The following is a 19736-nucleotide window of genomic DNA, read 5'->3' as shown; positions in this document are numbered from 1 at the left end:
CTCATACTCCGAAGATCAGCAGGTGCAGTGCGCCGATGAGGGCGCCGAGCACGCCACCGTGCAGATACAGCAGCCAGGCGTCCTGTTCGATGGCGGTGTAGAGCATTTCGACGAACTCCTCCGGCGGCAGTTCGCGCAGCTTCTCGGTGGCGAGCCGGTCGACGCTGGCTGCGGTGGTCTGGGAGAACTCGATGTCCTCGACCAGCCACGGCTTCATCTCCGTGGCCAGGTTCGCGCCGGCGGTGGCCTGGATGGCGTCGAAGTGGCGCGGCCCGATCGCGAGCCGGGTCACCGAGCGCAACGGGCCGAGGATCCGGTCGATCTCGGCCTCGAGGAAATGGGCGATCACCGCGCGGGTCTTGTCACCACTCGGCCCGTCGAGCAGTTGCTCGGCGACGACGTCGAGGGTGACGATCTGATAGCCGATCGCGTGCCCCAGATCCGCCGCGGCCTGGTACTGCCGTTTCGCGAATTTCGCGACCCGCCACGGATATCGGTAGCGCGGCTGCGGCACAGAGGGTTCGAACACCACCTTGATCGCGATGAAATTGACCAACACACCTACCATCGCGCCACCGACGAGCACCCATGCCCACGCGGGGAGGAAATGCAGGATGTCGTAGAGCCAGCCGGGTAGCGAGATCACCGCGGGGCTGTCGCCGTGGGGCGAGCTGTAGTGCAGCAACGACAACCACAGCGCCACGATGACCCCGAACGGGAACCCCAGCACCCCACTGCGGATCATGAAGCGCAATTCCGGGGCGCCGAGCCCGTAGATCACGTCCTTGAGCAGTTCGGGCCGACGGCGCAGATAGCCCACGACCATCAGCTTCACATCGAGGAGCTGGTCGATGTTCTCGCCGATGAAGTCGAACGCGCGATCGGTGATCGCGGGCAGCTCGGCCTCCACCCGCGTGTAGACGGCTTCGCGTGCGCGCGGCGGCATGTCGGCCCACAGTCGCGGGTGCTCGGCGTCCATGATCGAGTCGACCATCGAGCGCACGTTCGGTAGCGCCACCAGCGCGACCTGCTCGGAGATCTTGCGCGGATCCATCTGGTCGAAGAAGTCCTTGGCGGTGCCGATCTTGGCGACCGCGTTGTCGACCATCAGGCTCGCCATCTTCTCCGAGCGCGCCGGAATGAAACCCTGGAAGCCGAGGATGCCGCCGGGGGCGAAGGTCGGCAGGATCTGCACTTTGCGCGGCAGCAGCGGAAAGATCGTTTTCAAGCCCGGCACGTAGAAGCCGGTGAAGCGCACCGGCGCGAACAGCATGATCACCCCGGTCCAGTTGGTGATCAGACCGGCCATGGCGCTGAAGATCGGAATGGTGATCATGTCGACCCAGAACTTGCTCAGACCGGTCGTTTTCTCCCAGTCCAGCAGGCCGAAGAACCCCGCCGCCTCGATCTCAGCATTCATCCGGCGTCCACTCCGTTGTGTGGCGAACATCGCGCGTACGGACATCATAAGCGACCGAACTCCGCGTTTCGGGCAAGTTCAACCGTTACCCGCTAAACCGGAGCAAACATCGGATCGATACCGGATTCGGCGTTCTCGCGAGCTCGATGCGACCCTCATTCGTCGGCCGAAGAATCAGTGCGTGGTGTTGACCAGCAGCAGGTTGGTGTCGATGTCGTGGGTTACCTTGTTGGCTACCGAGCCCAAAAGGCGTGCGGGCCCGCTCATTCCACGGTTGCCGATCACGACGAGGTCGTATTTCCAGGCCGAGTTGCAGATCGCCTCTGCCGCGGGGACCCCGGTGAGGACGTCGCGCCCGAACAGTTCCGGGTCCTCGACCGCGAGCTGAGCTTCCACGTCGATGAGGGTGTCGACACCGTCCTGGTCGACTTTGGCGGAGGTCACCAGGAACGGGCGCGCGCCGAGTGCGAGGGCCAGGTCGTAGCCGCGATGGACCGCGGTCAGCGAACTCGCCGATCCGTCGGTAGTGAGACCGACCGTGGTCCAGCGTTTGGGAACCTTGCTGGTGAACACCACATCGGTCTGACTGTGGTGGGACACGTGATTGGCTGTCGAGCCGAGCAGGCGCGCCTTGGAACTGCCCAGACTGCCCCCACCGATCACGAGCAAGGTGTCGGGTTCACGTTCGGCGATCTCGAGCAGTAACGCGCCTGCCGCGCCGTCGAGTTCGATGCGGACAACCTCGGCCACACCGGCTTCGAGGAGAGCTTCAGCGGCCGTACGCGTGTTGTCTTCGGCCCATTCGGTATCGGTGCCCGATTTGCGCCCCGCGTCCTTCCACACGCTCACCGCGGTGACCGGGATGCCAAGGCGCACCGCGAACTCCCCCGCCACCGCTACCGCTGTCTGCGCGGACTCCGAGCCGTTGGTTCCCACGATGATGTGCTGGTAGCACCCCATGTGACGCTCTCCGATCGACGGCAGGTCAGCTGCGCTGTGGCCCACAGTATAAGCGCAGCACACTGCGGGCAACCGGCGCCGATGGGCAGGCCTCTCGGTTACCGGTGCGCCGACATCGCTGTCGCCGCGGTGAGCTGCGATGGTGTCAGAGGCTGATACCCAGCAGTGCATCGACGGCGGTGCGGACCAGGGTGGGCGCTTCGGTGTCGGTGCCGCCGTAGGCGATGGCCTGTTCGGCCCAGTTGTCGATCGTGTCGAGGGCTTTCGGGGTGTTGAGGTCGTCGGCCAGGTGCTGACGCAACCGGGCGACGGTGTCGGTGGCCGAGGGGCCTGCGGTCAGCGACACCGCTTCACGCCAGCGGTCGAGGCGGCGCTGTGCGGCGGTGAGCACCTCGTCGGTCCACATGCGGTCGGAGCGGTAGTGCCCGGCGAGCAGGCCGAGGCGGATCGCGGCAGGGTCGACCCCGGAGCGGCGCAGCTTCGACACGAGCACGAGGTTGCCTTTGGACTTCGACATCTTCTCGCCGTCGAGGCCGATCAGCCCGGCGTGGACGTAGTGGCGGGCGAAGCGGCGGGCGCCGGTGATCGCCTCGGCGTGTGCGGCGGAGTATTCGTGGTGCGGGTACATCAGGTCCGAGCCGCCGCCCTGGATGTCGAACTCGGCGCCGATGCGGTTGAGCGCGATCGCCGCACACTCGATGTGCCAGCCGGGGCGGCCCGCCCCGAAGGGCGCCTGCCACGACGGCTCGCCGGGGCGCTCGGCCCGCCACAGCAGGGCGTCGATGATGTCGCGTTTGCCTGCCCGGTCGGGGTCGCCGCCGCGTTCGGCGAACAGCGTCTCCATCGTCGCGCGGTCGTACCCGGATTCGTAGCCGAACTGTTCGGTGGCGTCGGTGCGGAAGTAGATGTCGGGATACTCGGCGTCGTCGACGATATAGGCGGCGCCGGCGGCGAGCAGCTTCTGCACCAACTCCACCACCTCCTCGACCGATTCGATGGCGCCGATGTAGTGCCGTGGCGGCAGTACCTGCAGGGCGGTCATGTCCTCACGGAACAGGTCGATCTCACGGCTGCCGAGGTCGCGCCAGTCGATGCCGTCGCGTTCGGCGCGTTCGAACAGCGGGTCGTCGACGTCGGTGACGTTCTGCACGTAGTGCACGTCGTGGCCCGCGTCGAGCCAGATCCGGTTGACCAGGTCGAACGTCAGATAGGTGGCGGCGTGACCGAGGTGGGTGGCGTCATAGGGGGTGATGCCACAGACGTACATCTTCGCGGTCGCGCCGGGGGTGACCGGGCGGATCTGACGATCGGCGGTGTCGTACAAACGCAACGGCGGCCCTGTTCCGGGGACGGTCGGCAGGGCGATATCGGACCAGGACTGCATGTCTTCGAGGGTAGAGCCCCCTCGGATGTGCTCGGCTCGCGGCCCGGCCCATGGGGTTGCTCGCGGTGTCGCGGCACGGCCCGCTACCTGCACACAAACGTGTCAGAGCGCCCGCGTCAAGGTTTGCGCTCAGGCAGATCCGCTGGTCACAGGGGTAACGGGTCATATCGGGCGTGTCGTGCCCATTGTGCGTTCCGACCTGGGCGAACGGTTGCCATCGCGATCATTGTCACAGTCCGCAACTACCCAAACGTCCGTATTGATACCTATAGGTACATTCGTTTACGGTTGTTTTATGACTGATCGTCTCTATTCGGTGGAGCAGGTTGCCGAACTTCTCGGACTCCATGTCCGCACCGTGCGCAGTTATGTGCGTGACGGCAAACTCCCCGCCGCCCGCATCGGCAAGCAGTACCGCATCACCCACGAAGACCTCGAGGCGTTCACCGGCCTGCCGATCACCACGCCGCAGACAGCGCCGGGTCGGCATGCCGAGTCCTCCTGCATCGTCGAGATCGACGACATCGACCGCGCCACCGTCGACCGGATCACCACCCTGCTCACCGCCACCGCCGGAACCCGAGGCGCGGGCGGTCAGCGCATGCGCGTGGAAACCAGCTACGACCCGGCCCGCAATCGCCTCAAAGTGATCCTGCTCGGCAGCCTCGCCGACAGTTCCCGCCTCCTCGACTACCTGGACGGAATCCTCAGCTCGTGATCTACAAATCCGACGAAGGCCGACAGCTCATCCACCAGCGCTACCGCGAGCACCTCGACGCCTGGCCGGTCCCGCGCGAGGAACGGCGGATCGACACCGCGGTAGGCGAAACGTTCGTCGTGGTCTCCGGACCCGTCGACGCACCGCCACTGGTGGTGCTGCACGGCTCAGGAGCCAATGCGAGCACCTGGCGCGCCGACATCGCCGACTGGTCGAGAAGTTTCCGCGTGTACGCGGTGGATCTGCCCGGCGAACCAGGATTCAGCGTCCCCACCCGGTTGCCATTGGACAGCGACGCGACCGCGAGCTGGCTCGACGAGGTCATCGACGCATTCGGTCTCGACACCGTGGCGCTTCTCGGCATGTCACTGGGCGGGTGGACCGCACTCGATTACGTGCTGCGCAGGCCGGGCCGGGTCACCACGCTGGTCCTGCTGTGCCCGGGTGGACTGGGTAAGCATCGCTACGGCTGGCTGGTGAAGGCGATCGGCCTGCGGATGATCGGCAGGCACAGCGCGCGCGACATGGCCCGCACGGGTCTGGGCCTCGACGGTCCGGAAGCGGACCCGATCATCGACGACATCGAGCTGACCTTCGCCCATTTCGTGCCGCGGTCGGTCGACCTGCCCATTTTCCGCGACGCACAACTACGCAAGGTGGACATCCCGGTCCTGGTAATCGTCGGCGAACGCGATGCCCTGTTCGATTCGGCGCGTACCGCCGAACGCGCTCGCGGTGCCTTCACGCGAGGCGAGGTGCGTGTGCTGCCCGGCGTCGGACACGCACTGCTGAATCAGACTGCGGCGGTGAGCGAATTCGTGCTGTCCCACGCAGGATGAGCTTCGGTGCCACCGCTCCCCGACGTGCGGCGACACCGAACAGATCACATCAGAGTTCGCGGCACTGCATCTGCGCCGCGTCCGGACCGAGCTGCTGCGTCGCGTAGTACGCCGCACCAACCTCGTTGCCCGCCTTCACCGTCACGTCGGGCAGCGGCGCACCGGCCTGGTTGGTGGAGGAGCACACGTAGGTCTTCTCAGCCCACCACCCGGCGGGGAAAGCCTGCGCGGGCGCGGCAACAGCAGCGGCAGCACCGGTGAGCAGCAACGCGGCAGCGGAGGCGGTAACAATAGAACGGGTCGACATAGGTTTCCTCAGATCTCACGGGGATAACGAAAGTGCTTGGAGCACACTAGCACCGGGGCTGACCAGGCAACAGAGCCCCGGCATCCGCGAAAAGACCTCAGCGAGGGCGCCGGCTCAGTCGACGAGGTAGCGCAGCAGCACCGCAGTCTCGAAGCGCCTGGTCTCGGCCAGTCGGAGCCTGATGCGCTTGTCCAGCAACGGAAACATCGGTGTGCCGCCGCCGAGCACCACGGGCGAGACGAACACCTGATACTCGTCGATGAGCCCGTGTGGCATCAGCGAGGCCGCCAGGCTCGCGCCACCGACCTCCATGACGCCGTCACCGCCTGCCTTGAGCCTGCGGACCTCCTCGACCGCGTTCGCGCTGACCAGGGTGCTGTTCCACTCGACCTCGGTGAGTGTCCGGGAGACGACGACCTTGGGCTTAGCCGTCCAGAGCTCGCCGAACTCGCGTTGGATGCGCGGTGCGTCCTCGGGCACGTGCGGCCAGTACTCGGCCATCAGCTCATACAGTCGACGACCGTTCACCGCGACTTCGAGCCCGCCGAACCTGTCGTTGTGGAACTGGTGCAGCTCGTCGTCCGGGTCGGTCCAGTCGATGCGGCCCTCGCGGTCGTTGACGTAGCCGTCCAGGGATACGCCGAATCCGTAGATCAGTTTCCTCATGACCGGGTAGACCTCCTACGCGCTCGAAACTCACCGGTGTGCGGACATGCTGTCAGAAAGCGGGCCAGGGAATCGGTCGCGAGGAGTTGGGCACCGGCATCACCGGGTGTTCGAGGAGGGCTTTCGCGCGTTCGGTGAGCGCGGTGATCTCGGCGTCGGTGATGTGGACGGCCAGCGAATCAGCGACGGCGCCAGGCAGATTCGCGGCGAAGGTGGAGATATCGGTGATCAGCGACTCGTGCACCGGGCGCCCCGCCCAACCCCACAGCACGGTGCGCAGCTTCGGTTCGGTGTGCAGGCAGATGCCGTGGTCGACGCCGTAGACCTGACCGTCGATCCCTTCCAGCGCGTGCCCGCCTTTGCGATCGGCGTTGTTGAGCAACAGATCCAGCACCGCCATCCGTTGCAGGCGCGGATCATCGGCGTGGATGAGTGAGACCTCGTTGCCCTGCTCGTCGAGGGCGCGCAGTACTTCGCAGAATCCCTCGGGCACGGCTCCCGGCGTACACAAATCGACCAGGTCCAGGCGCTGACGGGCGTCGGTGCGGTTGTCGACCGAGGTGACCCAGCGTTGCACCATGCCCGGCCCCAAAGGCCCGTCGCGCAGCACCGTTTCGGGGATCACACCCCAGCCGAGGTGTTCGGAGATCAGATACGACGCGACTTCGCGCCCGGCCAGGGTGCCGTCGGGGAAGTCCCACAGCGGTCGTTCACCGCGTACCGGCTTGTACACCACCCGCAGCGGGGCACCGTCGGGTTCGGGTGCGGCGATCTCACAGACCAGCGTGAGATTGCTGGCTACGCCGATCCGGCCGACGATGTCGAGATCCCCTTCGGTGAGCACCGGCACGCCGAGATCACTCCTCTTCGAGTTCGGCGGCGCCGAAGATCTCGCCGCGCTTGTACCCGTTGGTGCGCACACACATGTGCCCGCGCGAGGACAGCGGTTCCCCGCACAGCGGGCACGGTGGGCGCCCTGCCGCGATCACCCGCGCCGACCGCAACGCGAACTCCCGCGCTTGGATGGGGGTCAGGAACACGCGCACCGCGTCGGGTCCTTCATCGGTGTCGTCGAGCACCACCGATTCGTCGACCTCGGTCTCGGTGATCGCGAGCAACTCGACCACCACGGCGTTGGCGTCGGAATCCCAGCCCAGACCCATGGTGCCGACCCGGAATTCGGTGTCGATGGGGGTGACCAGCGGCGCGACATCGCGCACATCCTCACCTTCGGGTGGCACCTCGGCGCCGAAGCGGCGCGCTACCTCGTCCAGCAGCAGACCCATCCGGTCGGCGAGCACCTTCACCTGCTGCTTCTCGAGCAGCACACTCACCACCAACGGATCCTGCACGGCCTGCAAGTAGAACGAACGATCGCCCGGTTCACCGACGGTCCCGGCGACGAAACGATCGGGGGTGCGAAATACATGGATTGCGCGTGACACATGCACCTCCTGATACGTGACCCTGATCGACACTCACGAACACACTCCTCTAAGGAGAATCGCGGTGCCCCGCATTCCCATTATCCGCGTTCGCGGCCGTCGGCACCTCTCCACCGGGAGTGGGTGTCGTCGGTGCGGCCGCGGCCAGCGCGGAAAGATCGGCGCCGGTGTCGTTGAACTTCCACACCGACGGCCCGTGCGTGCCGTAGCGGACAACGCTGATCGAGGCCGGCTCTACCGCGATCCGCTGAAAGCTGTCCAGATGCAGGCCGAGTGCGTCGGCCAGGATCGACTTGATGACGTCGCCGTGCGCGCACGCCACCCACAGCACATCCCGGCCCGCCTTCTCGGCCAGTGTGCGTTCGATATCGCGGATCGCGGCGACCGCACGCTGCTGGACCTGGGCCAGGCCTTCCCCGCCGGGGAACACCGCTCCCGAGGCGTGACCCTGCACGACCCGCCACAGCGGTTCGGTGACCAGTTCGGCGATCGGGCGCCCGGTCCAGTCGCCGTAGTCGACCTCGATGAGCCGTTCGTCGTGCTCGGCTTCGAGACCGAGTTTCTCGGCCAGCGGCGCCACGGTGCGCTGACAGCGCAGCAGCGGTGAGCTGGCGATGTGTTCGATCGGCAGCATCGCGAGCCGGTCGGCCACCGCGGCGGCCTGTTCGGTGCCGCGCTCGGTGAGTTCGACGCCGGGTGAGCGCCCCGCGAGGGTGCGCGCGGTGTTGGAGGTCGACACACCGTGCCGGAGCAGGATCACCGTCATGGGACCAGCCTAACCATGGGTCGATCTCGGGATCAGGTCGCGGAGACGACGCCGGTGGCCAGCAGGCCCAGCATCGTGACGCCGAGGATGATCCGGTAACCGACGAACCAATAGAACGAATGCTTGCCGACGAACTTCAACAGCCACGCCACCGAGGCATAGCCGACGATGAACGCCAGGATGGTGGCGACCAGCAGCTGCGACCCACTGGCATTGAGGCCCTCACCGGCCGGTTCGAACGCGTCGGGCAGGCTGAACAGGCCCGATGCGGTCACCGCGGGGATGGCCAGCAGGAACGAGAACCGCACGGCCGCTTCACGCTCGAGGCCGAGGAACAGACCCGCGGTCGAGGTGGCGCCGGAGCGGGAGACGCCGGGGACCAACGCCAGACACTGCGCGAGACCCATCACGATGCCGTCTTTGGTCGTGAGCTGGCTCAGCGACCGAGCCTTGCTGCCGAAATGCTCACCCGCGGCGATCACCAGCGCGAACGCGACCAGCATGAACGACACCAGCCACAGATTGCGCGCCCCGGTGCGGATCTCGTCCTTGAACAGGAAACCCAATACCCCGATCGGGATGGTGGCGATGATCACGTACCAGCCGATGCGGTAGTCGAGTTCACGCTGGGTGTCGCGTTCGTGGGCGTCGCGGGCACTGCGGTCCATCACCGGCAGCTTCGTGGTGACCCGGTCTCCCACCGCGACCTCGCGTTGGGACCGTTCGCGCCACCGCATCCCGATCGTGGTGAACCAGGCGACGAGGATGCGCTGGATGTCCTTGGCGAAGTACACCAGCACCGCTGCCTCGGTGCCGAGCTGAGTGACCGCGGTGAACGACGCGCCCGCGTCGTCGCCGAAGAACACGCCCGACACGATGCGCAGGTGCGCCGAGGACGAGATCGGCAGGAACTCGGTGAGTCCCTGCACCAATCCGAGTACCAATGCCTGGAACCAGGTCATCGACTCGCCCAACACGTCCTCCTGCTGACTCGCGCCCGAAAGACCGCGTCCTCCTGGGCTTTTGCTTCATATCCGGCCATAACGGGCCACGATCTCGCAGCGACCCTACCTGTCGGCTCCCACGGTCGCCGCCCGCCGGTCGCCGAGATCGGGTTCTGCCGCGCCGCGGCACGGGTCGCCGAGTGAGGTAGCGGCGGTGCGCACATTAGGCTGTCGCCGTGACGAATGCGCGGGCGCGGTGATGGAACAGCGAACGGTGGGACGCAGCGGACTTCGGGTGTCGCGAATCGGGTTGGCGACCCATACCTGGGGGACACATACCGATGCCGACGAGGCATCGGTGCAGTTGGCGGCGTTCACCGAGGCCGGTGGCACGCTCGTCGACATCTCGCCCGTCTACGGCGAGGGGGCGGCGCAGCGGATCCTGGCGGATCTGCTCGGCGACTTGGTCTCGCGTGACGAATTGGTCCTCAGTGGCAGTGCGGGTGTGGTGATGCACGCACCCGGCGCCGGGGTCGGCGACTCGGTGCCCGCGCCCGCGGCGGTGGGCCCCGTGGTCGACTCGTCGCGGCGCACCCTGCTCAAACAACTCGACCGAACCCTGCTCGAACTGGGCACCGACCATCTCGACATCTGGAGCATCGCCGCCTGGGATCCGTACACGCCGCTCGACGAGGTCGCGGCCACCCTCGACACCGCGGTGCGGACCGGCCGCACCCGGTACGCGGGTGTGCGCGGGTTCGCGGCGTGGCAGGTGGCCAGTCTGGCCGCGATCGCGCCGATCACGGCCGCGCAGACGCCGTACTCGCTGCTCGCGCGCGGTACCGAGAACGATGTGATTCCCGCCGCCCGCCACCACGGGGTCGGCGTCATCGCGTCGGCGCCGTTGGCCGGTGGGATCCTGACCGGCAAGTATCGCGACGGTGTTCCCGCGGATTCGCGGGGTGCTGACGAGGCGACCGCGGCCGAGATCCGGCGCAGGCTCGACGACGATCGCGCGACCCGAGTGGTCGACGCGCTGGTCACCGCCGCCGACGGGCTGGGTACGTCGCCGTTGGCGGTGGCGCTGGCCTGGATCCGTGATCGCCCCGGCATCACGAGCATGATCGTGGGTGCCCGCGACATCGGTCAGCTCACCGGAGTGCTGGCCGCCGAAACCCTGGAGTTGCCGCGCGCGATCGCGGCGGCATTGGACGATGTGAGCGCCCGTTCCGAATGATGGCTAGCCTTACCTACATGAAACTGCGTGGTGTGCTGACGGCGATGCTCGCGGCGACGGTGCTGACCGGCGCCGTCGCTTGCACCGCGAGCAATCCTGCATCGACTGCCAATTCCGGTGGACCGGTGACGGCTCAGCTCGCTGACCTGGACCCCGTCCCGATCGGGCCCGCACCGACGCCGCGGTTGCCGGTGACGGTGAAGTCCTATGACGGCAGCGACGTGACGATCGCCGATACCTCGCGCATCATCGCCGTCGACCGGTACGGCACCCTCGCCCAAACCGTGTGGGCACTGGGTCTCGGCGCGAACCTCGTCGGCCGCAGCACCTCCGCCTCGTTCCCCGCCATCGCGGCCGTGCCCAATGTGGCAGGCGGCAACGGCAGCCTCAGCATCGAAGCGGTCCTGAACCTGCGCCCGTCGGTGTTCCTCACCGATACGACCAGCGCCGCCCCCGCCGTACGTGAGCAGTTGCGGGCCGCCGGGGTGACCGTTGTCTACTTCGATCCCGATCGCAGCATGGCCGGTGTCGTCCCGCAGATCGAGGCGGTGGCCACCGCGCTGGGTGTGCCCGAGGCGGGCAAGCAACTCGGCGCGCGCACCGCCGACGAGATCGCTGTCGCGACAGCTCGCGTGCCGAAGCAGGATCCGCAGCCCACGATCGCCTTCCTCTACCTGCGCAGCTCCGCGATCACCATGATGGCGGGCCGCGGCTCGGGAGCCGATTCGCTGATCACCGCGATCGGTGGCGTCGACGCGGGCACCGCCTCCGGGGTGCACGAGCCGTTCGTGTCCATCACCAGCGAGGCGATGATCGCCGCCGCCCCCGATGTGCTGCTGGTGATGTCGGACGGGCTGAAATCGGTGGGTGGCATCGACGGGCTGGAGAAGGTGCCCGGCATCGCCCAGACCCCGGCGGGCCGCAACCGGCGCGTGGTCGACATGTCCGATGCGGTGATCCTGAGCTTCGGCCCCAACACCGGCCGCGTCGTCTCGGCGCTGTCCGATGCCGTCTACGGCAAATCGGCATGAGCGATGCGCCCGACCTGACCAAGTCCACGGACGCCCCGCGGATCACCGACGCCACCCCCGATCCCCTGCCGCCCACAACACACCGGGGCACGCGCGTGACAGTCGTGTTCGCTGTCGCGCTGCTCGCCCTGATCGTGCTGGCCGTGGTGTCGGCGGTGCTCGGACAGGTCCCCACGACGGCCGCCGAGGTGCTGGGCAGTGTGGCACACCGGATCGGCCTCGATATCGGGCCGATGCCCGCCCACCCGGCCGGTGAGGTGACGCTGTGGGAGGTGCGGTTCCCACGGGTGGCCCTGGCCATCCTGGTCGGAGCTTCGCTGGCGACAGCGGGTGCCCTGCTACAGGGGGTGTTCGCCAATCCGCTCGCCGAACCCGGCGTGATCGGGGTGTCGGCGGGTGCCGCGGTCGGGGCGGGCACCGTCATCGTGGTCGGCGGCGTGTTCGTCGCCTCGTGGTCGATCGCGGCCGCGGCCTTCGTCGCGGGATTGATCACCACCGCGCTGGTCTACGTGCTGTCGAGGTCGGGTGGGCGCACCGAGGTGGTGACCTTGATCCTCACCGGTGTCGCGATCAACGCCTTCGCCGGCGGGTTGATCGCGCTGCTGTTGTTCGTCGCCAGCCCCGCCGCGCGGGATCAGATCGTGTTCTGGCAGCTCGGCAGCCTCAACGGCGCCACCTGGCAGTCGGTGGCGGTCGTGGCGGTGCTGGCGTCGGTCGGCATCCTGGCCGCGATCCTCATCGCACCCCGCCTGGATCTGCTCGCACTCGGCGATTCCGCGGCCCGCCACCTCGGCGTCGACGTGGAACGGCTGCGCAGGCACGTGATCGTGGTAGTCGCCGTGCTCACCGCGGCGGGTGTGGCGTTCAGCGGCATTATCTTGTTCGTGGGGTTGATCGTGCCGCACCTGGTACGCATGATGGTCGGCCCCGGCCACCGGGTGCTCGTGCCGCTCAGCGCGATCGTGGGCGCGGTGATGCTGCTCGGTGCCGACGTCGTGGCCCGCACGCTGGTCCACAACGCCGACCTGCCACTGGGCATGCTCACCTCCCTGATCGGCGGCCCGTTCTTCTTCTGGCTGCTGCGCCGCACCCGCGCCCGAGCAGGAGGCTGGGGATGACCGAGATCGACACCGCCGACAGCGCACTGCACCGCCGGGCATCGTGGCGTTCGCTGTTCGCCCGAACCCCCGACGTGCCCGCGCGCCCCGAACTCGGCACCGTCACCCTGCGTGCCGGCGGGCTCACCGTCCGTCGCGGCACGCGTACCGTCCTCGAGGCTGTCGACTTCCAGGTCGCGGCAGGAGAAATCGTCGCGCTCGTCGGTCCGAACGGTGCGGGCAAGTCCAGCCTGCTCGCCGCACTCGCCGGGGAACTCGAACCCAGTGCGGGGACCGTGAAGCTCGAAGGCCACGCGCTCTCGCATTGGACACCGGCCGACATGGCCCGCCGCCGCGCGGTCCTGCCCCAATCTCACGCCGTAGGATTCCCTTTCACCGCCCGCGAGGTCGTCGCCATGGGCCGTGCCCCGTGGTTGCACACCCCTGCCGCCGACAACGACGACGCACTCGTCGCCGCGGCGCTGGCCGCGACCGATGTCACCCACCTCGCTACGCGCATCTTCCCGTCGCTGTCGGGCGGCGAGCGCGCCCGCGTAGCCCTGGCTCGCGTCCTGGCCCAAGACACCGCCACCCTGTTGCTGGACGAACCGACCGCCGCCCTCGACCTCGGCCACCAGGAAGCCGTCCTTCGCCTGGCCGCCAGTCGGGCCGCCGAAGGCGCCGCCGTGGTCGTCGTCGTCCACGACCTCGGCGTGGCCGCCGCCTACGCCGACCGCGTCACCGTCCTGGACGCGGGCCGCGTCGCCGCCGACGGCCGCCCCCGCGAGATCCTCACCCGCGAACTACTCACCACCGTCTACCAGCACCCCGTCGACGTCTTCGATCACCCGACCACCGGCGCCCAACTCGTCCTGCCCGACCGCAACTGACGCACCCACCGGCGACCCGACCGAGGGCGGTTCGTGCTTGGTCGACAAGCGAACTCGGTAGCGACAGTGACCTTCCACAATCGCGAGCCGTGGGGCGACAAAGGCAGCGGCGTGTCTCCTACAATCGGCCGCGGCGCCATCCCGCTCGACCAATTACTCGGGCTGCTACGAATTCTATTGTCCCGCAGAGGAATTGACATGCCGCCTGCACAGCAGAGCTTGACCGGCCTGAGCCGCCGCCGACTGCTGGCAACTGCCGCCGCGGCCACCACGCTGAGCGCACTGAGCCTGGGCCGCGCGTCCGCCGGACCGGCGGACGACGCCGACGTCATCGTCGTCGGTGCCGGACTCGCCGGGCTGGTGGCGACGTCGGAACTGGTCGCCGCCGGTCGGCGCGTACTGCTCCTGGATCAAGAGCCCGAGACCGGTCTCGGCGGTCAGGCGTTCTGGTCGCTGGGCGGGTTGTTCTTCATCGACTCCCTCGAGCAGCGAATCGCCGGGGTCCGCGATTCGCTCGAATTGGCGCGACGCGACTGGTTCGACACCGCCGGTTTCGACCGCGGGCCCGACGACCCGCTCGGCGAAGACTACTGGGGCACACGCTGGGCCGATGCCTACCTGCAGTTCGCGGCCGGGGAGAAGCAATCGTGGCTGGCCGGGCTAGGGATGCGTTGGGTGCCTTATGTGGGGTGGGCCGAGCGCGGCGATAGGAGTCCGGGCGGACCGGGCAATTCGGTCCCGCGTTTCCATCTGACCCTGGGGACCGGTCCCGGTGTCATGGAACCGTTCGAGAAACTCGTGCGCGACGCGCAGTCGCGCGGCGCGGTCTCGTTCCGGTTCCGCCATCAGGTCGACGGCCTCGTCACCACCGGCAACGCCGTCACCGGCGTCCACGGCAGCGTGCTCGAACCCAGCGACGCGGCCCGCGGCACACCGAGTTCGCGCACCAAGGTCGGCGAGTTCGAGCTGCACGCCCCGATGGTGATCGTCACCTCCGGCGGCATCGGCGCCAACCACGATCTCGTCCGCCGCAACTGGCCGCCCCGCCTGGGCGCACCGCCCGCCCGCATGATCACCGGCGTACCCGCCCACGTCGACGGCCGCATGCTCGCGATCAGCGAAGCGGCCGGCGCCCGGCTGGTCAACCGTGATCGGATGTGGCACTACACCGAAGGGCTCGTCAACCACACGCCCATCTGGCCCGACCACGGCATTCGCGTGCTCGCCTCACCCTCCTCGATGTGGTTCGACGCCACCGGCCGCCGCTTCCCCTCCCCCGGTATCCCGAGCTACGACACACTCGGCACGCTGGAACTGATCATGCGATCGGGCTACGACTACTCCTGGTTCGTGTTGAACAAAAGGATCATCGACAAAGAGTTCGTGCTCTCCGGATCCGAACAGAATCCCGAACTCACCCGCAAAGACATCCCCGGCTACCTCCTCAGCCGCCTGACCAACAGCACACCCCTGCCGACCAAAGCCTTCATCGACCACGGCCCGGACTTCGTGACCGCCGACGCACTACCAGAGCTCGTCGCGGGCATGAACCGGCTCACCGGCTCGAACCTGATCGACTTCGACGATCTGCACGCGCAGATCTCCCTGCGCGACCAGCAGGTCGACAACCCGAACAGCACCGACCCCCAGATCATCGGCATCCGAAATTCGCTGGCCTATATCGGCGATGCCCTGGTCCGCACCACCTCGCTGCATCGAATTCTCGACCCCGCAGCGGGCCCCCTCATCGCGATCCGGATGAACATCCTCACCCGAAAAACCCTCGGCGGCTTGCAAACCGATCTCTCCGGCCGCGTCCTCGACGCCACCGGCAACCCCATCACCGGGCTCTACGCCGCGGGCGAGGTCGCGGGCTTCGGTGGCGGCGGTGTCCACGGCTATCGCGCGCTGGAAGGCACCTTCCTCGGCGGCTGCCTGTTCTCCGGCAGGCAAACCGGCCGTGCGGCCGCCCAGGAAAGCGCTTGATCCGCCTCAACCATCGGCGCCTTCCTCGGGGAGCAGATTCCTCTGGTCGAGGATGTACAGCAAGATCAACGCCGGGATGACGATCACCACCAACGCCACGGTGGCGACCAGCAACGCCGCCAATGTCCCGCTGGGCGCGGCCGCCTCGTCCACGGTGGTGGTCTCGGGCAAGAGATAGGGCCATTGCGCGACGCCCCAGGCAAGAATCAGGGCGATGAGGGTGACGGCCGAGGTCGCGCGCCCGAACCGGTCGTCGCGGCGGTAGACGAGTACCAGTGACGCCGTGCCGGCCACCACGGACACGATCACAAGCGGCAGCGCACGAGAGGTGAGTCCGTCGAACAGGTGATCCGCCGAGTGGGCGAGAACCGGAATGGCTGCCGCGGCGACGATTCCGGCCACCACCGCCGATCCGAGTGCGCGGCGGCGGAAGTATGTCGTCATCTCCTCGTCGCCGAGGCGATGCGCGTCGCAGGTCAGACGCACGGCCGCCAGCCAGGCGAAGACGACGACGGCGAGCACCCCGCCGAGAATCGAGATCGGGTTGATCCAACTCGAGACGGGATCCCCGGCCTTGCCGCCGGGCGGTACCCGTTCGCCGACGATCGCCCCGACCACGGCCCCGAAGCAGAAGGGCACGAGCACCGAGGACAAGGCGAACGCCGCGCCGAACCGGCGCTGGTCTCGCGTGCGCAGCACGGCCTTACGGAAGGCGAAGCTCGATCCGCGCGCCACGATGCCGAGCGCGGCGAGGGTCAGCGGCACGAACAGGGTCAGGGTGATCGACGCGTACACGGTCGGGAACGCGGTCCACAGCACCACGAAACAGAAGATCAGCCACACATGGTTGGCCTCCCACACCGGTCCGATCGCCCGGTCGATCGTGGCCCGTGGCCGCTCGCCGCGGATCGCACCACCGGCGACCAGGTCCCAGAATCCGGCACCGAAGTCCGCGCCCGCGAACAGGGCGTACGCCGTGATCGCGGCGAACAGGACAACCGCCACCGCATCGGTCATTCGATCGGCCCTTTCGCCGGCACGGCGTCCTGCGGGTTGGGCCCGTAGGGCACGTCGTCCTCCGCGAAACCGACGGGTCCGTCGCGCGCCTCGCTGTCGCGGAATCGTCTGCTCATTCCGCGCAGCACCAGGATCGTCGTCACGCCAAGGCCGATATAGAGCACGAACACCGCGATGAAGGTGATCCACACGCCGGTGTTGCCGGTCGCCGCGTCTTCGACCTTCATGTAGTTGTAGACGATCCAGGGTTGCCGCCCGACCTCGGTGACGATCCACCCGGCTTCCATGGTGATCACCGACAGCACACCGCAGCAGGCGGCGACTCGCAGAAACCATCGGCTGCGCGGCATGTCGCGCCGAAACACCCAGGAGGCGGCGTACCAGACGGCGATCAGGAAGAGCAGCGTGCCGAGTCCGACCATGATGTCCCAGGACAGGTGCACGATGTTCGCCTGGGAGACCGTCACGCGATCGGCTTCCGGGAAACTGTCCAGGCCCTGCACGACGGTGGCCTTGCCGGAGGACGGGTCCGACAGCCACGACGCCAGGCCGGGTATCGGTATCCCGCCTTCCACGGTGCCGTCCTCGTTGAGGTGGCCGAGCAGGGTCTCTGGCACGTCGCTGCTGGTGGTGGGGACGAGTTCGATGGCGGCGAACTTCGCGGGCTGATTGTTGTACACCCACCGGGCAAGTGAGTCCCCGACTGCCATCTGCGGGACGATCGCGGCGCACGCGACCGTGAACGCGATCAGGAATCCCATGCGGTGGTAGCGGTCTCGTCGGCCCCGCAGCATGCCCACCGCATAGACCGATGCGACGAGGAAGCCGCCGACGACGTACGCGGCGAGGATCATGTGCGCCGACTGCAGCGGCATCGACTTGTTGAAGATGACACCGAGCGGGTCGACCTCGACGACGGCGCCCGACGAGTCGAGTGTGAATCCCGACGGTGCGTTCATCCACGCGTTCGCGGCGATGACGGACGCGCTGCCGAGGATGCCGGCCAGCACGATCGGAATGCCGGTGAAGAAATGGGTCCACGGTTTCAGACGCCGCCACCCATAGATGTAGATGGTCAGAAAGATCGCTTCGGTGAAGAAGAACAACCCCTCGAAGGCGAACGGCACCCCGAACGCCTCGCCCCACTTGCCCATGAAACGCGGCCAGAGCAAACCGAATTCGAAGCTCAGCACCGTGCCGGTGACCGCGCCGACGGCGAAGGTGACGGCCATGTATTTCGACCAGCGTTGAGCGAGCAGCAACGCGTCGGCGTCGTCGTGCTTCACAGCTCTGTAGTTCGCGATCAATGTCATGAATCCCCACGCCACACCCAACGGAACCAGGATGATGTGGAACGCCAGCGTGAACGCCATCTGCGAACGCGCCCATGGCACCGGATTCACCTCCGGCATCGACAACAACACCAATGCGGTGTTCATGCCACCACCGGGTGCCCGTGGTTCATGCGAGACGCCCGATCAGATGTTCGCCGACACGGATGGCATTGGCCATCGCGGTGAGCGCGGGGTTCACGGCCCCGATACTGGGGAAAAAGCTGGTGTCGACGACGTAGAGGTTGTCGAGTTCATGAGCCTTGCAGTTCACGTCGAGCACGGAGGTGGCCGGGTCGTCGCCGAACCGGCACGTTCCGGCCTGGTGCGCACAACCGGCGACCGGGATGTTCATCTGCATGTAGAAGTTCTTCGCGAGCACATGATGCTGGGACATGCCGACGTGGTTGAGGATTTTCTTCAGTTCGTGGTACAGCCCGGCGGCTTCGGTGTCGTTGTTCGAGGTGTAGCGCAGGTGGACTTTCCCCTGATCGTCGATGGTCACGCGGTTGTCGGCGACGGGGAGGTCTTCGGTGGTGAGCCAGAAGTCGACAGCATGGCGGGCGACCTCGTCGAGGCTCCAGTGCGGGGCGAGCAGGGTCAGTCGGGGTTCTTCGCCCTTCATCGCCCAGCCGTTGGACTTACCGACCATCTGGATGTTTCCCAAGGGGAACTCGCGCTCACCATCGGCGAGGTAGAAGTCGTTGATACCCAAGGTCTTCTGGAACACGGTGTCGTTGGGTTCCTTGGCCAGCGCCACGACTGCCTTGGAATTGTGGAACATGTAGTTGCGACCGACCTGGTCCGAGCCGTTGGCGAGCCCGTTCGGGTGGTGGTCATCGGCCGATTGCAGCAGCAACTTGGCACTGTTGGCCGCGCCGGCCGCGACCACGACGATGTCGGCTTCGTACCGTTCGGTGGTGCCGAGGCGGGACACGACGACCGAGCTGACAGTGCGGCCGGTCGGGTCGGTGTCGAGCTTGACCACCTCGGCCTGTACGAGCAATGTCACGTTCGGTGCGTCCAGCAGGGGTCGCACCGCGATCGTCTCGGCGTCGGATTTCGCATGCACCAGGCACGGGTAACCATCGCACCACGAGCAGCGGATGCACGCGCTGCGGGCCCGGTCGGCTTCGTCGAGCAGGATTCCGCACGGGGCCGGGAACGGATGATAGCCGCCGACTGTGAGGCTGTCGGCGAGCTCCTGGATTCGGGGTTCGTGCGAGACCGCGGGCCACGGGTAGTCCTTGGACCAGTGCCCCTCGGTGGGATCCGCGCCATGGTTACCGTGGACCTGGTAGAGCCACTCGGCCTTGGTGTACCAGGGTTCGAAGTCGTCGTAGCTCAGCGGCCAGGCCGGGGAGATGCCGTCGACGTGTGTGATCGCCCCGAAGTCTTGCGGACGCAGCCGGTACAGCGCCGCGCCGTACATCTTGGTCGCCCCGCCGACGAAGTAATGGACCTGCGGCTGGAACGGTGTCCCGGCCGCGTCGAACCACGTATCGGGCGAGATGTAGCGCCCATCCACGAATACCGGCGCGGGGTCCCAGTTTTCGGTCTCGCGCGGCAGGAAGTCACCCCGTTCGAGGAGCAAGATCCGCTTGCCCGCTGCGGCGAGGGTATGCGCTAACGTCCCCCCACCGGCCCCGGTCCCGATAATGATTACGTCGTAATGATCACTGGCCGGCATCGCGCTCT

Annotated in this window: 19 protein-coding genes; 7 read left to right on the top strand and 12 right to left on the bottom strand. The window is 67.3% G+C overall.

Features of this window, described 5'->3' with window-relative positions; all coding sequences use genetic code 11:
* Position 1 precedes the first annotated feature (1 nt).
* From IBJ82_RS24275 to mshC, 3 genes are all read right to left on the bottom strand, one after another.
* Positions 2-1420 (bottom strand): hypothetical protein, encoded by a 1419-nt coding sequence (locus tag IBJ82_RS24275; protein WP_194828268.1) that lies wholly within the window; start codon positions 1418-1420, stop codon positions 2-4.
* A 174-nt stretch (positions 1421-1594) separates the two neighbouring features.
* On the bottom strand, positions 1595-2380 hold the full coding sequence (locus IBJ82_RS24270) for a universal stress protein (RefSeq protein WP_194828267.1): 786 nt from the start codon (positions 2378-2380) through the stop codon (positions 1595-1597).
* 145 nt (positions 2381-2525) lie between these two features.
* Positions 2526-3764, bottom strand: a complete 1239-nt coding sequence (mshC, locus tag IBJ82_RS24265) for a cysteine--1-D-myo-inosityl 2-amino-2-deoxy-alpha-D-glucopyranoside ligase (protein WP_194828266.1) — start codon at positions 3762-3764, stop codon at positions 2526-2528.
* Positions 3765-4059: 295 nt separating this feature from the next.
* Here mshC and IBJ82_RS24260 point away from each other — a divergent pair, with 295 nt between their 5' ends.
* Entirely contained in the window at positions 4060-4482 is a 423-nt protein-coding gene (locus IBJ82_RS24260; RefSeq protein WP_194828265.1) for a helix-turn-helix domain-containing protein, read from the top strand.
* Positions 4479-5321 (top strand): alpha/beta fold hydrolase, encoded by an 843-nt coding sequence (locus tag IBJ82_RS24255; RefSeq protein ID WP_194828264.1) that lies wholly within the window; start codon positions 4479-4481, stop codon positions 5319-5321. The genes IBJ82_RS24260 and IBJ82_RS24255 overlap by 4 nt, the downstream gene beginning before the upstream one ends.
* Positions 5322-5370: 49 nt before the next feature.
* Here IBJ82_RS24255 and IBJ82_RS24250 read toward each other — a convergent pair whose 3' ends face one another.
* The 6 genes from IBJ82_RS24250 to IBJ82_RS24225 all read right to left on the bottom strand — a co-directional run bounded on the left by IBJ82_RS24250 (position 5371) and on the right by IBJ82_RS24225 (position 9479).
* Positions 5371-5628 carry a hypothetical protein gene (locus IBJ82_RS24250; RefSeq protein ID WP_194828263.1) on the bottom strand — a complete coding sequence of 86 codons (258 nt, stop codon included), beginning with the start codon at positions 5626-5628 and terminating at the stop codon, positions 5371-5373.
* A 114-nt stretch (positions 5629-5742) separates the two neighbouring features.
* Positions 5743-6294 carry a dihydrofolate reductase family protein gene (locus IBJ82_RS24245; RefSeq protein ID WP_194828262.1) on the bottom strand — a complete coding sequence of 184 codons (552 nt, stop codon included), beginning with the start codon at positions 6292-6294 and terminating at the stop codon, positions 5743-5745.
* Between the two features lie 52 nt (positions 6295-6346).
* Positions 6347-7144 (bottom strand): SCO1664 family protein, encoded by a 798-nt coding sequence (locus IBJ82_RS24240; protein WP_194828261.1) that lies wholly within the window; start codon positions 7142-7144, stop codon positions 6347-6349.
* Positions 7145-7151: 7 nt separating this feature from the next.
* The gene (locus tag IBJ82_RS24235) at positions 7152-7739 is read right to left on the bottom strand and encodes a DUF3090 domain-containing protein (protein WP_194828260.1); all 588 of its coding nucleotides are present in this window, start codon (positions 7737-7739) and stop codon (positions 7152-7154) included.
* A 49-nt stretch (positions 7740-7788) separates the two neighbouring features.
* On the bottom strand, positions 7789-8505 hold the full coding sequence (locus IBJ82_RS24230) for a histidine phosphatase family protein (protein ID WP_194828259.1): 717 nt from the start codon (positions 8503-8505) through the stop codon (positions 7789-7791).
* 32 nt (positions 8506-8537) lie between these two features.
* Complete coding sequence (locus IBJ82_RS24225) at positions 8538-9479, bottom strand: undecaprenyl-diphosphate phosphatase (RefSeq protein WP_194828258.1); 942 nt, start codon at positions 9477-9479, stop codon at positions 8538-8540.
* Positions 9480-9708: 229 nt separating this feature from the next.
* On the opposite strand from IBJ82_RS24225, the gene IBJ82_RS24220 reads away from it, so the two are divergent.
* The 5 genes from IBJ82_RS24220 to IBJ82_RS24200 all read left to right on the top strand — a co-directional run bounded on the left by IBJ82_RS24220 (position 9709) and on the right by IBJ82_RS24200 (position 15690).
* Positions 9709-10686 carry an aldo/keto reductase gene (locus tag IBJ82_RS24220; RefSeq protein ID WP_194828444.1) on the top strand — a complete coding sequence of 326 codons (978 nt, stop codon included), beginning with the start codon at positions 9709-9711 and terminating at the stop codon, positions 10684-10686.
* Between the two features lie 17 nt (positions 10687-10703).
* Positions 10704-11717: a hemin ABC transporter substrate-binding protein gene (locus IBJ82_RS24215; RefSeq protein ID WP_194828257.1), complete on the top strand. Its 1014-nt coding sequence runs from the start codon at positions 10704-10706 to the stop codon at positions 11715-11717.
* A complete protein-coding gene (locus IBJ82_RS24210; RefSeq protein ID WP_194828256.1) occupies positions 11714-12835 on the top strand; it encodes an iron ABC transporter permease in 1122 nt (373 codons plus the stop codon). The genes IBJ82_RS24215 and IBJ82_RS24210 overlap by 4 nt, the downstream gene beginning before the upstream one ends.
* The gene (locus tag IBJ82_RS24205; RefSeq protein WP_194828255.1) at positions 12832-13704 is read left to right on the top strand and encodes a heme ABC transporter ATP-binding protein; all 873 of its coding nucleotides are present in this window, start codon (positions 12832-12834) and stop codon (positions 13702-13704) included. Before IBJ82_RS24210 ends, IBJ82_RS24205 begins: the two co-directional genes overlap by 4 nt.
* A 198-nt stretch (positions 13705-13902) precedes the next feature.
* Positions 13903-15690: an FAD-binding dehydrogenase gene (locus IBJ82_RS24200; protein ID WP_194828254.1), complete on the top strand. Its 1788-nt coding sequence runs from the start codon at positions 13903-13905 to the stop codon at positions 15688-15690.
* Between the two features lie 6 nt (positions 15691-15696).
* Here the strand turns inward: IBJ82_RS24200 and IBJ82_RS24195 are convergent, their stop codons facing one another.
* The 3 genes from IBJ82_RS24195 to IBJ82_RS24185 are packed head-to-tail and all read right to left on the bottom strand — an operon-like array spanning position 15697 to position 19728.
* On the bottom strand, positions 15697-16707 hold the full coding sequence (locus tag IBJ82_RS24195) for a cytochrome d ubiquinol oxidase subunit II (RefSeq protein ID WP_194828253.1): 1011 nt from the start codon (positions 16705-16707) through the stop codon (positions 15697-15699).
* Positions 16704-18146: a cytochrome ubiquinol oxidase subunit I gene (locus IBJ82_RS24190; RefSeq protein ID WP_194828252.1), complete on the bottom strand. Its 1443-nt coding sequence runs from the start codon at positions 18144-18146 to the stop codon at positions 16704-16706. The genes IBJ82_RS24195 and IBJ82_RS24190 overlap by 4 nt, the downstream gene beginning before the upstream one ends.
* A 22-nt stretch (positions 18147-18168) precedes the next feature.
* Positions 18169-19728, bottom strand: a complete 1560-nt coding sequence (locus IBJ82_RS24185; protein ID WP_194828251.1) for a GMC family oxidoreductase — start codon at positions 19726-19728, stop codon at positions 18169-18171.
* Positions 19729-19736: the final 8 nt, after the last annotated feature.

The organism is Nocardia sp. XZ_19_231 (assembly GCF_015355705.1).
Taxonomy (GTDB): Bacteria; Actinomycetota; Actinomycetes; order Mycobacteriales; family Mycobacteriaceae; genus Nocardia; species Nocardia salmonicida.
This window is presented reverse-complemented; position numbering and strand designations above follow the sequence as displayed.

What these genes read in the sequence shown, in the direction of transcription:
- IBJ82_RS24275 (WP_194828268.1), bottom strand. Translation starts at nt 1,420, where the DNA reads ATGAATGCTGAGATCGAGGCGGCGGGGTTCTTCGGCCTGCTGGACTGG.
- IBJ82_RS24270 (WP_194828267.1), bottom strand. Translation starts at nt 2,380, where the DNA reads ATGGGGTGCTACCAGCACATCATCGTGGGAACCAACGGCTCGGAGTCC.
- mshC (WP_194828266.1), bottom strand. Translation starts at nt 3,764, where the DNA reads ATGCAGTCCTGGTCCGATATCGCCCTGCCGACCGTCCCCGGAACAGGG.
- IBJ82_RS24260 (WP_194828265.1), top strand. Translation starts at nt 4,060, where the DNA reads ATGACTGATCGTCTCTATTCGGTGGAGCAGGTTGCCGAACTTCTCGGA.
- IBJ82_RS24250 (WP_194828263.1), bottom strand. Translation starts at nt 5,628, where the DNA reads ATGTCGACCCGTTCTATTGTTACCGCCTCCGCTGCCGCGTTGCTGCTC.
- IBJ82_RS24245 (WP_194828262.1), bottom strand. Translation starts at nt 6,294, where the DNA reads ATGAGGAAACTGATCTACGGATTCGGCGTATCCCTGGACGGCTACGTC.
- IBJ82_RS24230 (WP_194828259.1), bottom strand. Translation starts at nt 8,505, where the DNA reads ATGACGGTGATCCTGCTCCGGCACGGTGTGTCGACCTCCAACACCGCG.
- IBJ82_RS24220 (WP_194828444.1), top strand. Translation starts at nt 9,709, where the DNA reads ATGGAACAGCGAACGGTGGGACGCAGCGGACTTCGGGTGTCGCGAATC.
- IBJ82_RS24215 (WP_194828257.1), top strand. Translation starts at nt 10,704, where the DNA reads ATGAAACTGCGTGGTGTGCTGACGGCGATGCTCGCGGCGACGGTGCTG.
- IBJ82_RS24210 (WP_194828256.1), top strand. Translation starts at nt 11,714, where the DNA reads ATGAGCGATGCGCCCGACCTGACCAAGTCCACGGACGCCCCGCGGATC.
- IBJ82_RS24205 (WP_194828255.1), top strand. Translation starts at nt 12,832, where the DNA reads ATGACCGAGATCGACACCGCCGACAGCGCACTGCACCGCCGGGCATCG.
- IBJ82_RS24200 (WP_194828254.1), top strand. Translation starts at nt 13,903, where the DNA reads ATGCCGCCTGCACAGCAGAGCTTGACCGGCCTGAGCCGCCGCCGACTG.
- IBJ82_RS24195 (WP_194828253.1), bottom strand. Translation starts at nt 16,707, where the DNA reads ATGACCGATGCGGTGGCGGTTGTCCTGTTCGCCGCGATCACGGCGTAC.
- IBJ82_RS24190 (WP_194828252.1), bottom strand. Translation starts at nt 18,146, where the DNA reads ATGAACACCGCATTGGTGTTGTTGTCGATGCCGGAGGTGAATCCGGTG.
- IBJ82_RS24185 (WP_194828251.1), bottom strand. Translation starts at nt 19,728, where the DNA reads ATGCCGGCCAGTGATCATTACGACGTAATCATTATCGGGACCGGGGCC.